Source organism: Ureibacillus chungkukjangi, assembly GCF_003217295.1.
GTDB lineage: Bacteria > Bacillota > Bacilli > Bacillales_A > Planococcaceae > Ureibacillus > Ureibacillus chungkukjangi.
Window position 1 is genome coordinate 1 of sequence record NZ_QJTJ01000021.1, and the last position, 13,303, is coordinate 13,303.

The following is a 13,303-nucleotide window of genomic DNA, read 5'->3' on the forward strand; positions in this document are numbered from 1 at the left end:
TCTTTCTCCTACTTCTACAAAGGAGTGGGAGAAGAATCAACGAAATTGTTCAAAATTAATTAGCAAAATGTGTCCAATTCTACTTGACGCTTACACCTTTCTAATCACTACAATCCCTCCAATTAAAAATGAATATTCAAATTAAATTATTCAATGCATTTACTCAAAATACTACCAGTATTTTAATATATTTATCCATTATATTTGGAGTTTTATTCAACAGTTGGCACGATTGTGGAATAACCAGTCTCTAGATAGATGGAATCTTTGCTATTCATAATAAGTTGTTAAATTACATAAATATCTTGAATTATATGTCATATATTTACACTGTTTTTAGATGAATAGATAAAAAAAAGACCGCCTTCATATTGAGAAGGCGGTGTTCATTCCACTTAACAACAACGTTTGAGTGGCAGTGGAATATAATATTATTACTACGACCATACCGAAGCACCAACAATAATTAACAAAATGAAGAGAACAACAAGCAATACAAATGAACTAGAGTTATTTCCATTTTCGTAACCTGACATTATCTCACCTCCTTCGATATACTAATATATTATATTAATTAGTATATTGACTGGAGTGTGTATACGTGGAATATAAAAAAATATAAATAAAAAAGGATTGCCCTCCACCTCCACAATGATGGAACGGTAGTAAATTAATTTCACTAATAATCCGAAATATGGAAACTGGTTAAGCGGTTCAGCAGCGATATATTCTGCACCATTTGGCAAAGGAAAATGTTATGTATTCGATGGTTAAATATTTTGATAATGAAAATGTTTTAAAAGAAGTTGGTTATAATTAGGAAAAATACGAATAGCTGAAGATGCAGTTTATCCTAAAGCTGAAAACCTTGATGATTTCCTTCTCTTGAAACCTTTTTAACTGGACCTATTAAACCTGGAACGATATTTTTAAATTAGATAATAGTTGAGACAGGTGTAGAGTTTGCTACTCCCTACCAAACCTTTAACAATGTACTAGTTTTAGAAGAATCAAGTGATGGGTTTACAAAATAAAAATTATCTCGCAGAGGACTACGGAAATATTAAGACAGAAGCAATAATGAAAACGATTCCTCTGAAGAGATAATTGTAACTTCTACATTAGAAAATATCAGTTTGCATTAAAAGAGACATCCCCCAAAAGGGATGTCTCTTAGTTAACGTTTATAGTTTTAATTAATACTAATTAAATTTTTGTTACGTTAGCAGCTTGAGGTCCGCGGTTTCCATCAACAACCTCGAATTCCACTTTTTGACCTTCGTCAAGTGTTTTGAAGCCTTCGCCTTGGATAGCTGAGAAGTGTACGAATACGTCGTTTTCCCCTTCAACCTCGATGAATCCAAAACCTTTTTCTGAGTTAAACCATTTTACTGTACCTTGTTTCATTTAAGAAAACCTCCAAAAAATAAAAATATTAACAATATGTGATTGATTTACCGTAATAAAAAATTCACATATTACAAAGAGTACCGACTTTACACCGATCACTCTTTGTAATATGTGAATCAATTTGTACCCGGTCATGCAATTTTATTGTTATTTAAATTATACCATCTTATCCCAATTTGTCAAAGTCTTTTTTTAATTTTCACTTATTTCAGTTAATTGAGGATTATTCGTTATTATGTTGAGTCAATTTATCGATTATTATTCCATGATAAATTTGGATATCATCCTCACATGCTTCACAGTATTCCCGTTCTTTATCTGTCCAAAACGCATAATACTTATTTTCTTTAGAAGCTTCATGCTCATACTGTTGTCGAAAAGACATTAAAGTCTCCAGAAGATGTTTATCGAACTCATGCTCAGACTGGAAAGTTGAGGTTGTTACAATATTCGATTGCCATCCCTCAAACATCCACCATGGTTCATAATCTGCTTTCATATAAATTATTTGGTACACTATAATTTTCGTTCCTTTCCTTCTGCTATTAGCATTTTAATGGAAAAGTTATAAATTTGTCCATTTTAAGACCTTAAACGACAATAACAATGCATTTAAAACTACATTTATTTTCCTGTAGAAAAAATGGTATCTGATTAGGCTATACTAATAAATATAAGCTTGTGGTTTTATAACTATTTCCTTTAAAGTAAAAAATAGAACATTTTAACATTTTAGATTAAAAATTTGAGAACAATTGAAACTTTTAGTAAGCTACTTTCGTAATAAAGATATAGAAATAAAGGAGGTACGGATATGCTTGGGGCTGCAAATTTCTTCATACGACATGCACTCAATTTTTTAATTAGTTTTACAGTATTTATTTTAACGGTTGTCCACTTTGATCTTGGCTTTATTTTCGTGCCGATTGTATCTATTGCTGTTTATTTAATAAGCAATAAAGTGATAAAAGCTTTTCAAAAATCTAAGCGAAGTAAAGAGCTCGGTCTATCCCGCTCTGAATTTAATCATATTGAATCACAGTTAAAACAAGCAAAGGGACATATTAACTCCCTTTCACAACAATACATTCGTGTTCGTTCAGTTCGTTCCTTTAAATTATTAAATGAGATGATGAAACTTTCAAAAAGAATTGTCAACATTGTACAGAAAAATCCACAAAAGTTTTATTCGGTAGAGGATTTCTTCTATTCGCATTTACCATCTGCAGTGCAATTAACAGGAACATATACCATGTTAAGCCAAACTCAGGTTAAAGATACAGAGGTTCACTTAGCTCTTGAAGATACGCGTAAAACATTAAAAGGGCTTCATATAACAATGGAAAATGATTTAAAAAGTGCGATTGAATCAGACCTAGAAAACTTAAGAATTGAATTAGATTTCGTAAAGCTTCAAAATGCTAGAAAGCTGCAGCAAATCGATCTTCGAGGTGGAAAATAATGACCAATAATAAGAGCTCAAATCATCCATTTGAAGAGTTTTCAAATAATGAGAGCTCTTTTTCTTGTACAAGCAATCACTATTCGACCGATACATTGGTATTCTCTTCTCTGTCTGAAGAAAATCAATCACATGCATTACTACTAGCCAGTAAATTAGATGCTTCACAATACGAAAATGTTTTACAGTTTGGATCTGAAATTCAGCATTCATTAAAAAACTTTACTCACAATATGCTTATTCGAGTTCAACGTAATGATACTTCCCCTATACGTGAAATTTTGCATAAGCTCATAGAGCATTTAAATAAAATTAACCCTGATGATTTAATTGAAAAAGAGAAAGGTTTTCTACAAAAGCTGTTTAACCGCTCAAAATCATCAATTCAGGAACACATCACTCAGTATAATCGATTAAGTAAACAAATCGATCGCTTAGGCATACAGCTGGAGCATTCTCAAAAAGGCTTACTTGGCGATGTGCGGATGTTAAATGAGTTGTACCAATTGAACGAAGATTATTATCATAATATAAATATGTATATTGCAGCTGCAGAAATGAAGAAAAAGGATTTAATTTTAAATCAATTACCTAAAATTGAACAAGCTTATGAATTGTCGAATAATCCGTTAGACAAACAACGATTAAACGATTTACAAGCTTCGATTGATTGGTTAGACAAACGTCAATATGACTTACAAATTTCACGAGAGATAGCAGTTCAAACTGCACCTCAAATCAGAATGATCCAGCAAACCAATCAAATGCTTATAGAAAAAATTCAAAGTTCCGTTATGACAACCATTCCATTATGGCAAACCCAAATTTCCATGCTTATTCATATGAATAATCAAAGAAGAGCAAACATAACAACTCGTCGCCTAATGGAAACTTCTGAGCAGATGCTACATAAAAACGCTAAAATACTTGAAACTACTGCTCAGGATACAAATAAGCAGAAGGCCATCACAAATAATGATGTCGATTTATTTAAACAAACCCAATTGGAGCTAATTCAGTTAATCGAAGAGACTCTACGGGTGCAAGCTATAAGTAATGAACAACAAGCCACAGTTGAAGCAAGTATTAAAGAAATCGAATAGTGTCCACTTTGTAAAAATAGTTTTTATTTTTTATATACAAAAACACCCTAGCTTCCTCATCTGAGAGGAACTAGGGTGCTGCATTTTAATCATTCGAAATAGTCTTTATAATAGCCGCCTACATTACCAGTATTATCAATGACAAAGATGAATTCTTCTGTCTCATTTTTCACTTCATATTCTTTGCCAACTGTTAACACATTAGAAACTAAATATTTCTCAGCATTCGTATGTGTGCATTTTACTTTACGTATCGTTGGTGCATCTTTCCATTTTAAATTTAACATCTTTTTAACCTCACTTTAAATCTTCTATATATTGCTTCTATTCTAGACCCTATTGTATCTCATTTCCACTCTTTTGTGGAAAGATTTCTATCTATATTGTGGGAAAATGTTATAAATGATACATTAGATTAGAGGTGATCAAATTGTTCTTTGGTGGTTTTAGCGGAGCTCCAATGTGGTTTTTCATCATAGCAATTGTTTTTGCTATTATATTTATAATCATATCTGAATGGAATTCGAGAAGTTAATTCCAATAATATTTAAATATTATTTACTACAGAATTCGGAGGTTTCAGATATGAAGGATTCTCCTGATTATAAGGTTGAACAGTTAATGAAGGTAGTTTTGTTACTTGAGACAACAAATGAGTGTGAAGCGTTTTTTGATGATTTGTGTACCCTAAACGAGTTAAAAGCCTTTTCACAAAGACTTGATGTCGCTAGAATGCTCTTAGATGGCCATACCTATGAGCACATCGAGGCATTTACTGGAGCTACCTATAATACCATTTCTCGAGTAAATAAGACACTCTCAAAAGAAAACTCCTTGAAAATCATATTAAATCGTATAGAAAACAAATTATGAAAGCTTGCTGAATGCGGCTTTTTTATTTTGACGTAAACTAAAATATTCTATACTTATCACGCTTTAACAGTTCACCGCGTTAAATGGGATGATTGCTCACATTAAAAAAATACTATAGAATCCATTATAGCTAAATAATTACATAGAATAATATTCTTAGTTAACTATTGAAGGGAGGATCATTCCATTGAAGTATGTACACCTTATGATTGCATGTCTCATTGTTAATATGGGGATATATATCTTGCATAGCGCAAATGTCGCTACTGGCGGAACAGTAGGCTTAGCATTAAGCATTAACTATTGGATAACTTTAGGCTTTGCAATAACCTATCTTTTAGTAAACATACCATTTATGATTCTCGCTTATAAAAAACTGGGTAAAGAATTTACAATTTCAACCGTTATATCAATTTGTATGCTTACTGGTATTTCCTTTTTAACAGGATTAATTCCTACTATTTCCATTCCTGCTTGGATAGGTGTAGTTTTAGGAAGTGCATTTGCAGGAATCGGTATGACATATTTATTCCTCAAAAATTCTTCCCTTGGTGGAACGAGTATATTAGCTGTTTTTCTACAAAAAAAGTACAATTGGGACCCAGGTAAAACTCTATTTGTTTTAGATATTTTCATCCTCCTTACAACGGTATATTCAATTGGCTGGTCTGGTTTATTATATTCAGCCTTATCTGCTTTTATTGTGTCGTCGATTGTATCCATTTCTAGAAAACAAATAAGCGCGAAGCTTACTGATAATCATGAGGATGATTCTATTCTTGAAGACGAATCTAGTGAAATGTTGATTATGCAATAAAAAAGATAAATTTCTGAGTCAATTCAGAAATTTATCTTTTTTATTATTGCTTGATAGTTCGTTTTAAAAATTCTTTTGTTCTTTCTTGTGTCGGGTTAACTAGCACTTGATCAGGTGAACCTTCCTCTACGATAACCCCTTTATCCATAAATACTACACGGTCAGATACTTCACGAGCAAATTCCATTTCATGCGTAACGATTAACATTGTATGTCCTTCATCAGCAAGCTGACGCATTACTTTTAGCACTTCTCCTACCATTTCAGGATCTAATGCGGAAGTTGGTTCATCGAATAGCATTACCTCTGGATCCATAGCCAGCGCACGTGCGATAGCTACACGTTGCTTTTGACCACCTGAAAGCTGGCGAGGCTTTGCATTCACATACTGATCCATACCTACGATTTGCAAATATTTTAATGCGTTTGATTTTGCTTCTTCCTTTGAACGTTTTAGAACCTTTTGCTGACCAACGACACAATTTTTCAACACATTGTGGTTGTTAAATAAATTAAACTGCTGGAAAACCATCCCTAAATGTGTACGATATTGTTTAATATCGTGTTTGTCGTCTAAGATGTTTTCGCCTTTATAAATAATTTCGCCGCCACTTGGTGTTTCAAGTAGATTAATGCAACGTAATAATGTTGATTTTCCGGAGCCTGAAGAACCAATTAAGCAAACAACCTCACCTTTTTTTACTGTGAAGTTTACATCTTTTAAAACTTCATGGCTGCCAAATGATTTATTTAGATGTTTAATATCAATTACTTTTTCCATCATACGATCTCCTTATGCCATTAATAAATTTACTCTTCCCTTTTAACTTGAACTTGATATGCATCTTGACCATCCATTCTTTTTTCGACAATACGTAATAGACGAGAAGCAACAAAAGTCATGATTAAGTAGATGACAACAGTAATGATAAAGGATTCTGCAAAACGGAAATTTGCACCAGCAATCGATTTTGTTGTAAAGAATAATTCCGTTACACTAATTACACTTAGTACGGCAGAGTCTTTTATATTCATAATTAATTGGTTCCCTGTTGCCGGTAGAATATTGCGGAATACCTGAGGTAAAACGACATGAATCATCGTTTGGAAATGTCCCATTCCAATAGCTGACGCAGCCTCATATTGTCCCTTATCAATCGATTCAATACCACCGCGCACATACTCAGCCATATAAGCACCCGTATTTAACCCAACAACAACGATCGCTGCAACAAAACGATCCATTTCTATTCCATAAGCATATAATCCATAGTATACGACCATTGCTTGTACAATCATTGGTGTACCACGGAAGATTTCAACATAAACTGTTAATATGAAATTAAAAATCTTTAAAATAACAGATTTAATAGATTTCTTACGAAGAGGAATCGTGTGCATTACACCGATAAATAATCCGATAAGAGCACCAATAATTGTACTAAAAACTGCAATTAATAACGTCATATATGCGCCACGTAAATAACTTGGCCAATTCTCTTTTAATATTGAGAGTATAATATCTAAACTCATAAATATCCTCCTAAATAATTTAGAAAACCTTTAACTCTACTAAACACTTACTCTAAAGATAAAATAAGTCTGGCTAAAAGATGGATACTGGCCACTAAAGTGTGACCAGTATTCACCGCTTTAACTATTGTGCTGCAGGTTGGTTTTCAATTGCTTGATCCATAATTTGTTGACGTTCTTCTTCAGAAATTGCATTTAACGTTTCATTGATTAAATCAATATTTTCATCGCCTTTTACAAGTCCGATTGCAATCGCTGTATCTGCTTCTTCTGTTTTAAAGCCTTTTTCTAACTCTACATATTTGAAATTTTGATTTGCTGTTGTAGCTGAGATTGCTTCTGGTCTTTCAGCCACATATCCATCAATTGCACCTGATTCTAGAGCAACACGCATATGTGAGAAGCTTTCCATTGCAACTTCTTTTTTAACATCCGGAATTTGATCAATTACATCATAATTTGTTGTATTTAGCTGTGAAGTGATTTTTGCTCCTGCGAAATCTTCAAGAGTTTTAGCATTTTCAAATGCTCCACCTGCTTTTGTTACAATAACAAATTGACTTGTATAATAATTATCTGAGAAATCAATTACTTCTTTACGTTTATCAGTTGGGCTCATCCCTGCAATAATTGCATCAATTACACCTGTTTGTAGTGCTGGTAGTAAACCATCCCATTCTGTTTTAACGATAACTAATTCTTTACCAAGTGCTTCTGCTACACGTTTAGCGATTTCTACGTCATAGCCACCCGCATATTCCTGGGAGCCTTCAATTTTAACCGCCCCATTTGAATCATCGTTCTGAGTCCAGTTAAACGGTGCATAGCCAGCTTCTAAACCTACTTTAAAAACATCGCTTTCTTTAGAATTTGAAGTTGATGTTGAAGTCCCTTCATCAGCTTTACCACAAGCTGCTAGTAATACAACTGCCAGCAATGTAGTCATTAAGATTTTAAGTGTTTTCGACATTTCTCTCTCTCCTTCTCTCTTTTTCGAGCTAAATAATGCAAAAAGCGACCTAAGATGAACTTAGGTCGCTAAAAATATAGCCCAAATCCTCTAACGTTCCCGACTGAGATAGCTCACCTCAGATGGTTGGGATATCCATCTGAGACAGTCCTGCAATTATTCACTGCAGACCCAGCATGAAGTAGAGAGCCTACATTCACACTTCGGCGATATTTCCTCATTTTTCATATCATGGTTTTGCTCTAAACTCCATGAAAAACTATTAAGTATCGCGCCTCTACCTCACTAGTAACGTGAGGTTTTAATATTTAATTTACTATTTGAATATTACTATACTAACAATATCATGTCAACATTCATTATTCTGAAAAATAGACTTTGTTGACCTAGTAATTATTGTTAATTTAACTTCCTTACAGTCACCTTCACATTTAAAGTATGGGCTCCACCATGATATACACCCTCAACTGGACTAACATCCTGATAATCTCTACCGACACACATAATAATATGATTATCGAGTACTTCAACATTATTGGTAGGATCAAGACCAATCCATCCAATTCCAGGTAACATTAGCTCTACCCAAGCGTGTGTTGCTGTATTCCCTACTAATTTATCATCTTCACCTACATATAGATAACCACTTATATAACGAGCAGGTATATTAAAGTGCCTTAAAACTCCTAACATAATATGGGTAAAGTCCTGACACACGCCGGCCTTTATAGCAAAAGCCTCGGCAGCTGTTGTATTTACATTAGTTGCCATCTGATCATAATTCAAATTCATGTACAGGTAGGTCATAAGATCGCAAGAAAATCGAATAGGGTTAATAGGCTCTCCAATAGTTTTTAAAATTTCTTCAAGTTGTCTTTTTTCTAGCCTCGTATAATTAGTTGTAGTGAGATATGGACGGTAGTGATCCTGAAAAAGTGGTGAATGGAAAATTTCCATCATTTCCTTAGAATATTCAATTTGATATAAATAAGGTGATCTTTGAACGCTTACAATTGATGATGAAATGATGCTTAGCTCTTCATGTTTTTCTGGTATATAAAAACTAGATGTTGAATTTTTCCATATATCGATATAATCCTTTGTCATTGAATTGGGGGAGATTTTAAGATGATAGGATAATAGGCGTTGACATTCATTATTTCTAGGCTTTAAACGAACCGTATTTAATGATTGTTCAACTGGTGTATCATATTTAAAAGTGCTAGTATGTTTAATGCGATATTTCATATTATCCTCCCTCCAAATTTTATTGGCATTTCACTTTAATATTTAATGGAATTTCCTTTCAAGGTACTAAAATTGGAGGAGTTAGGTAATACGTTTTTGAAAAGATCGGTCCAAAGCTCGTACATTGCTCTCTAATGTCCTTAACCCATTTCCTGCACTGTTCAGTTGATAATAATGTTGTATCAATTTGTAAACTATTTTCAAGCTCGGTCAGTGCCTCAAACATATCAGCAGTGTATACTTCGGTTTTCCCGTTTTCTACTTCTATAATAGCTTCTTTTATCTTCTGGACTGAAAAAGCAATGGAACGACTAGTTTTAAGATCACCTATCAAAAAGTTTAAAACTTTGCGGTTAGAACGATCTCTAGATCGTCTAGTATATTCTTCAAGAGCATGTGTTAATTGTAAGGAGAAGGTTGCTGTGAAATCACCTTTAAGCTGTCCTTCCTGTTCTAATAGCTCATTAAGAATTATAGCCGTCTTCTCGGCACGCTCTAGCCATTTACCAATCTTCAAAAATAAATAGCATTCGTCGCGTGTCATCAACGAATCTATGATACCACTAGCCGTTAAAGAGGCTTTCCGTATTGAATACAGAAACTCTTGTGTTGCTATAATCGAATAATCCTTGCGTTCTTTACTTTTAATCGACAGGTACAAATCGTTCCATTCCTCCCACAACTCATTCGGAAGGATATCTCTTGTATTTCTAGCATTCATTCGTATACTTTCAACCATGGAGTTCATCGAATTGTAATTTTCAACATCACATAATAGATACTGAATCATTTTTTGTAAGTCATATCCATTATACCTACTTGAATATTCATTATGATATCCGCAAATCTTAATAATTGTTTCCCACTCAATTTCGTAATTTTTATCTTCCGTAGAAAGCTCAATCATATGCTCTAATTGAGTAGAAAGAATATGAGCATTTGATTCTGTACGTTCACTATATCTACCAATCCAGTATAGAGAGTCCGCTACTCGACTAAGCATGTACCTTTGCCTCCTTTACAACCCATGTATCCTTACCGCCTCCACCTTGTGAGGAATTCACAACAAGAGAGCCCTCTTTAAGTGCAACTCGAGAAAGACCTCCTGGAAGAACGTGCGTTTCTTTTCCTCTCATCACAAAAACTCGCAAATCAACGTGGCATGGGTAGAATCTCCCCTCTTGAAAGGCAGGAGCTCTAGAAAGCTTTATAGTTGGTTGAGCTATATATTGGTGAGGAGCTTCTTCAATTTTTTGTCGGAAAATTTCACGTTCTTCTTCAGTAGAATGTGGTCCGATTAGCATGTCATAACCACCTGATGCACCAACATTTTTGATAACTAGCTTGTCCAGATTATCAAGCACCCAATTTTTCCTTGCCTCATTTGTTAAAAGATAAGTGTCAACATTCTTTATAATAGGCTCTTCATTTAAGTAAAAACGTATCATTTCAGGAACATACATATAAATTGCCTTATCATCAGCTACTCCGTTTCCAACAGCATTTAAAATTGCTACATTCCCTTCTTTATATGCCTCCATAATGCCTGGTACACCAAGCAATGAATCTTCTCTAAAGGTTAAGGGATCTAAAAAGTCGTCATCAATTCTTCTGTAAATAATATCAACTTGCTTTAGACCACGAATTGTTTTTAAATATACTTTTTTGTTTTTAACTACCATATCTCGACCTTCGACAAGTGGAATATTCATTTCTTTTGCTAGGAAAACATGATCGTAATATGCAGAATTATAGATTCCAGCTGTCAAGAGCACTGCACGAGGATCCTTACCTGGTTCTAAGTTTACAGGTCTGTGTGATAATAAAGCCTCCTGCATTTGAAGTAATTGTACCTCTAATGTTTCAATAGAATAATCTCTAAAAAATTCAGGGTACATTTTTCGCATTACATATCGATTTTGATAGACATAGGATATTCCAGAGGGATTCCTCAAATTATCCTCTAGCACACGATATTCTCCGCTTTCATCTCTTATCAAATCGATACCTGCTAAAAAGATATGGTTATGTAATGGCAGATTAGCGCCAATTACTTCTTTGTAATGATAGGGATTATTTTCGATTAAACTTTTTGGCACTACTCCTGCCTCTAATATCAGTTGGTCATGATATACATCATGTAAGAACAAATTTAACGCTTCGACTCTTTGCTTCATTCCCTTTTCAATATTACCCCATACCTGTTCAGGTATAATGATAGGAACAAAATCAAAAGGCATCGTCCTTTCTGTATCACCGTCCGCACCGTAAACTGTAAATGTTATACCCTGTCTTAGGAAGCTAGATTGGGCAGATGTATGCTTTGTTAATAATTCTTCGTCTGTAAACTTTAATAATTGCTCATAAAAAGGAATATAATGTTTTTTAGGTTTATTGCCCTCTAGCATTTCATCATAAAAGCTATAACAATCATATGGTTTGAACATTTACAATCGCCTCCAGTAATCATCCATGAAAGAAAAAGTTGAAATTTTATAATTCTCCTCATTTTTAATTTTAGAAAATTTTTAATATTTAAATTTTAATATAAATGGAAAAAAAAACCTAGCGAAATTTTTCTCCGCTAGGTAGTTTTTAAGGAAATTATGAATTTAATAGTAAATCTTCTGGATTTTCGATTAATTCTTTTACTGTTTTTAAGAAGCCAACAGAATCTTTTCCATCGATAATACGGTGGTCATATGATAATGCAACGTACATCATTGGACGGATTTCAACTTCTCCGTTTACTGCTACTGGACGTTGAACGATTGAGTGCATACCTAAAATACCAGCCTGTGTACCGTTCATGATCGGTGTTGACATTAATGATCCAAATACACCACCATTAGTGATTGTGAATGAACCACCAGCCATGTCATTTAAACCTAATTTTTTCTCACGTGCTTTTTTAGCTAAATCAGCAATATCTTTTTCGATTTCAGCAAAGTTTTTAGCATTTGCATCGCGAACAACTGGTACTACTAAGCCTTCTTCAGTAGATACAGCTACACCGATATCGAAGAAGTTGTTTAAGTGAATTTCATCACCATTGATTTGAGCGTTAACGTAAGGATATTTTTTAAGTGCAGCAACTACTGCTTTTGTGAAGAATGACATGAAACCAAGTTTAATGTCGTTAGCTTTCACGAACTCTTCTTGTTTACGCTTACGTAATGCCATGATGTTCGTCATATCGATTTCGTTGAAAGTAGTTAACATTGCTGTAGATTGTTTAACTTCAAGTAAACGTTTTGCGATAGTTTGACGACGACGTGACATTTTTTCAATTGTAACACGATCCGTTTCTGCTGCTGGAGCAAATACAACTGGACCATTAGTTGTAGAAATAGGTGTTGCTGGTGCTGCTTGAGCTGTTCCATGAGCTGCTACATCTTGAACACGTACGCGGCCTTGTGGATCTACAGGTGAGATTGCAGCAAGGTCAATTCCTTTTTCACGAGCTAATTTACGAGCAGCTGGTGATGCAACTACACGTTCATTAGAAGTTTCTTCTACCACTGGAGCTGGTGTTGGTGCTGCAACTGGTGCTGGTGCAGCTGCTGGAGCGCTTTCAGCTTTAGGAGCTTCTTGTGTTGCTGCTGGAGCCGGTGCAGCACCTTCTCCTGCTTCTACAACGGCGATTACTTGGCCAACTAAAACCGTATCGCCTTCTTCAGCTAATACTTGAGTTAAAACACCAGCTTCTTCTGAAATAATTTCTGCATTTACCTTATCAGTTTCTAATTCAACGATGAATTCGCCTTTTTCAACGCGATCTCCAACTTTTTTTACCCATTGTGCAATGGTACCTTCTGTAATTGATTCTGCTAATTCAGGGACTTTAATTTCAGCCACTTTAAATATCCTCCTTTAAATATCATATG

General features: G+C 34.3%; 15 protein-coding genes and 1 riboswitch. Of the genes, 4 read left to right on the top strand and 11 right to left on the bottom strand.

Going from position 1 to position 13,303, the window contains the following annotated elements:
* Nucleotides 1-437 precede the first annotated feature (437 nt).
* From BJ095_RS13530 to BJ095_RS13540, 3 genes are all read right to left on the bottom strand, one after another.
* Nucleotides 438-536: a YjcZ family sporulation protein gene (locus BJ095_RS13530; protein WP_107936181.1), complete on the bottom strand. Its 99-nt coding sequence runs from the start codon at nt 534-536 to the stop codon at nt 438-440.
* Nucleotides 537-1,206: 670 nt separating this feature from the next.
* Nucleotides 1,207-1,407: a cold-shock protein gene (locus BJ095_RS13535; RefSeq protein ID WP_107936179.1), complete on the bottom strand. Its 201-nt coding sequence runs from the start codon at nt 1,405-1,407 to the stop codon at nt 1,207-1,209.
* 226 nt (nt 1,408-1,633) lie between these two features.
* On the bottom strand, nt 1,634-1,927 hold the full coding sequence (locus BJ095_RS13540) for a DUF1033 family protein (RefSeq protein WP_107936177.1): 294 nt from the start codon (nt 1,925-1,927) through the stop codon (nt 1,634-1,636).
* 297 nt (nt 1,928-2,224) lie between these two features.
* Between BJ095_RS13540 and BJ095_RS13545 the strand changes: the two genes are divergently transcribed.
* Together BJ095_RS13545 and BJ095_RS13550 are read left to right on the top strand one after the other, a co-directional pair.
* Entirely contained in the window at nt 2,225-2,872 is a 648-nt protein-coding gene (locus BJ095_RS13545; RefSeq protein ID WP_107936175.1) for a 5-bromo-4-chloroindolyl phosphate hydrolysis family protein, read from the top strand.
* Nucleotides 2,872-3,975 (top strand): toxic anion resistance protein, encoded by a 1,104-nt coding sequence (locus BJ095_RS13550; protein WP_107936173.1) that lies wholly within the window; start codon nt 2,872-2,874, stop codon nt 3,973-3,975. Before BJ095_RS13545 ends, BJ095_RS13550 begins: the two co-directional genes overlap by 1 nt.
* A gap of 89 nt (nt 3,976-4,064) precedes the next feature.
* Here BJ095_RS13550 and BJ095_RS13555 read toward each other — a convergent pair whose 3' ends face one another.
* The gene (locus BJ095_RS13555) at nt 4,065-4,262 is read right to left on the bottom strand and encodes a DUF6501 family protein (protein ID WP_107936171.1); all 198 of its coding nucleotides are present in this window, start codon (nt 4,260-4,262) and stop codon (nt 4,065-4,067) included.
* A gap of 298 nt (nt 4,263-4,560) precedes the next feature.
* Between BJ095_RS13555 and BJ095_RS13560 the strand changes: the two genes are divergently transcribed.
* A complete protein-coding gene (locus BJ095_RS13560; protein WP_107936169.1) occupies nt 4,561-4,848 on the top strand; it encodes a YerC/YecD family TrpR-related protein in 288 nt (95 codons plus the stop codon).
* A gap of 187 nt (nt 4,849-5,035) precedes the next feature.
* Complete coding sequence (locus BJ095_RS13565; RefSeq protein ID WP_107936167.1) at nt 5,036-5,665, top strand: YitT family protein; 630 nt, start codon at nt 5,036-5,038, stop codon at nt 5,663-5,665.
* A 43-nt stretch (nt 5,666-5,708) separates the two neighbouring features.
* Here the strand turns inward: BJ095_RS13565 and BJ095_RS13570 are convergent, their stop codons facing one another.
* From BJ095_RS13570 to odhB, 7 genes are all read right to left on the bottom strand, one after another.
* Nucleotides 5,709-6,446 (bottom strand): amino acid ABC transporter ATP-binding protein, encoded by a 738-nt coding sequence (locus BJ095_RS13570; protein WP_107936165.1) that lies wholly within the window; start codon nt 6,444-6,446, stop codon nt 5,709-5,711.
* A 29-nt stretch (nt 6,447-6,475) separates the two neighbouring features.
* Complete coding sequence (locus BJ095_RS13575) at nt 6,476-7,198, bottom strand: amino acid ABC transporter permease (RefSeq protein ID WP_107936163.1); 723 nt, start codon at nt 7,196-7,198, stop codon at nt 6,476-6,478.
* 124 nt (nt 7,199-7,322) lie between these two features.
* Nucleotides 7,323-8,168, bottom strand: coding sequence for a transporter substrate-binding domain-containing protein (locus BJ095_RS13580; protein ID WP_107936161.1), 846 nt, complete (start codon nt 8,166-8,168; stop codon nt 7,323-7,325).
* 101 nt (nt 8,169-8,269) lie between these two features.
* Nucleotides 8,270-8,456: riboswitch (Lysine riboswitch) on the bottom strand.
* Between the two features lie 111 nt (nt 8,457-8,567).
* Nucleotides 8,568-9,416 carry a transglutaminase family protein gene (locus BJ095_RS13585; protein ID WP_107936159.1) on the bottom strand — a complete coding sequence of 283 codons (849 nt, stop codon included), beginning with the start codon at nt 9,414-9,416 and terminating at the stop codon, nt 8,568-8,570.
* Between the two features lie 58 nt (nt 9,417-9,474).
* On the bottom strand, nt 9,475-10,419 hold the full coding sequence (locus BJ095_RS13590; protein ID WP_107936157.1) for an alpha-E domain-containing protein: 945 nt from the start codon (nt 10,417-10,419) through the stop codon (nt 9,475-9,477).
* Nucleotides 10,412-11,863: a circularly permuted type 2 ATP-grasp protein gene (locus BJ095_RS13595; RefSeq protein ID WP_107936154.1), complete on the bottom strand. Its 1,452-nt coding sequence runs from the start codon at nt 11,861-11,863 to the stop codon at nt 10,412-10,414. The genes BJ095_RS13590 and BJ095_RS13595 overlap by 8 nt, the downstream gene beginning before the upstream one ends.
* A gap of 157 nt (nt 11,864-12,020) precedes the next feature.
* A complete protein-coding gene (odhB, locus tag BJ095_RS13600; RefSeq protein ID WP_107936152.1) occupies nt 12,021-13,274 on the bottom strand; it encodes a 2-oxoglutarate dehydrogenase complex dihydrolipoyllysine-residue succinyltransferase in 1,254 nt (417 codons plus the stop codon).
* Nucleotides 13,275-13,303: the final 29 nt, after the last annotated feature.

What these genes read in the sequence shown, in the direction of transcription:
- BJ095_RS13560 (WP_107936169.1), top strand. Translation starts at nt 4,561, where the DNA reads ATGAAGGATTCTCCTGATTATAAGGTTGAACAGTTAATGAAGGTAGTT.
- BJ095_RS13590 (WP_107936157.1), bottom strand. Translation starts at nt 10,419, where the DNA reads ATGCTTAGTCGAGTAGCGGACTCTCTATACTGGATTGGTAGATATAGT.
- BJ095_RS13595 (WP_107936154.1), bottom strand. Translation starts at nt 11,863, where the DNA reads ATGTTCAAACCATATGATTGTTATAGCTTTTATGATGAAATGCTAGAG.
- BJ095_RS13570 (WP_107936165.1), bottom strand. Translation starts at nt 6,446, where the DNA reads ATGGAAAAAGTAATTGATATTAAACATCTAAATAAATCATTTGGCAGC.
- BJ095_RS13555 (WP_107936171.1), bottom strand. Translation starts at nt 4,262, where the DNA reads ATGTTAAATTTAAAATGGAAAGATGCACCAACGATACGTAAAGTAAAA.
- BJ095_RS13575 (WP_107936163.1), bottom strand. Translation starts at nt 7,198, where the DNA reads ATGAGTTTAGATATTATACTCTCAATATTAAAAGAGAATTGGCCAAGT.
- BJ095_RS13550 (WP_107936173.1), top strand. Translation starts at nt 2,872, where the DNA reads ATGACCAATAATAAGAGCTCAAATCATCCATTTGAAGAGTTTTCAAAT.
- BJ095_RS13585 (WP_107936159.1), bottom strand. Translation starts at nt 9,416, where the DNA reads ATGAAATATCGCATTAAACATACTAGCACTTTTAAATATGATACACCA.
- BJ095_RS13580 (WP_107936161.1), bottom strand. Translation starts at nt 8,168, where the DNA reads ATGTCGAAAACACTTAAAATCTTAATGACTACATTGCTGGCAGTTGTA.
- BJ095_RS13530 (WP_107936181.1), bottom strand. Translation starts at nt 536, where the DNA reads ATGTCAGGTTACGAAAATGGAAATAACTCTAGTTCATTTGTATTGCTT.
- BJ095_RS13535 (WP_107936179.1), bottom strand. Translation starts at nt 1,407, where the DNA reads ATGAAACAAGGTACAGTAAAATGGTTTAACTCAGAAAAAGGTTTTGGA.
- BJ095_RS13545 (WP_107936175.1), top strand. Translation starts at nt 2,225, where the DNA reads ATGCTTGGGGCTGCAAATTTCTTCATACGACATGCACTCAATTTTTTA.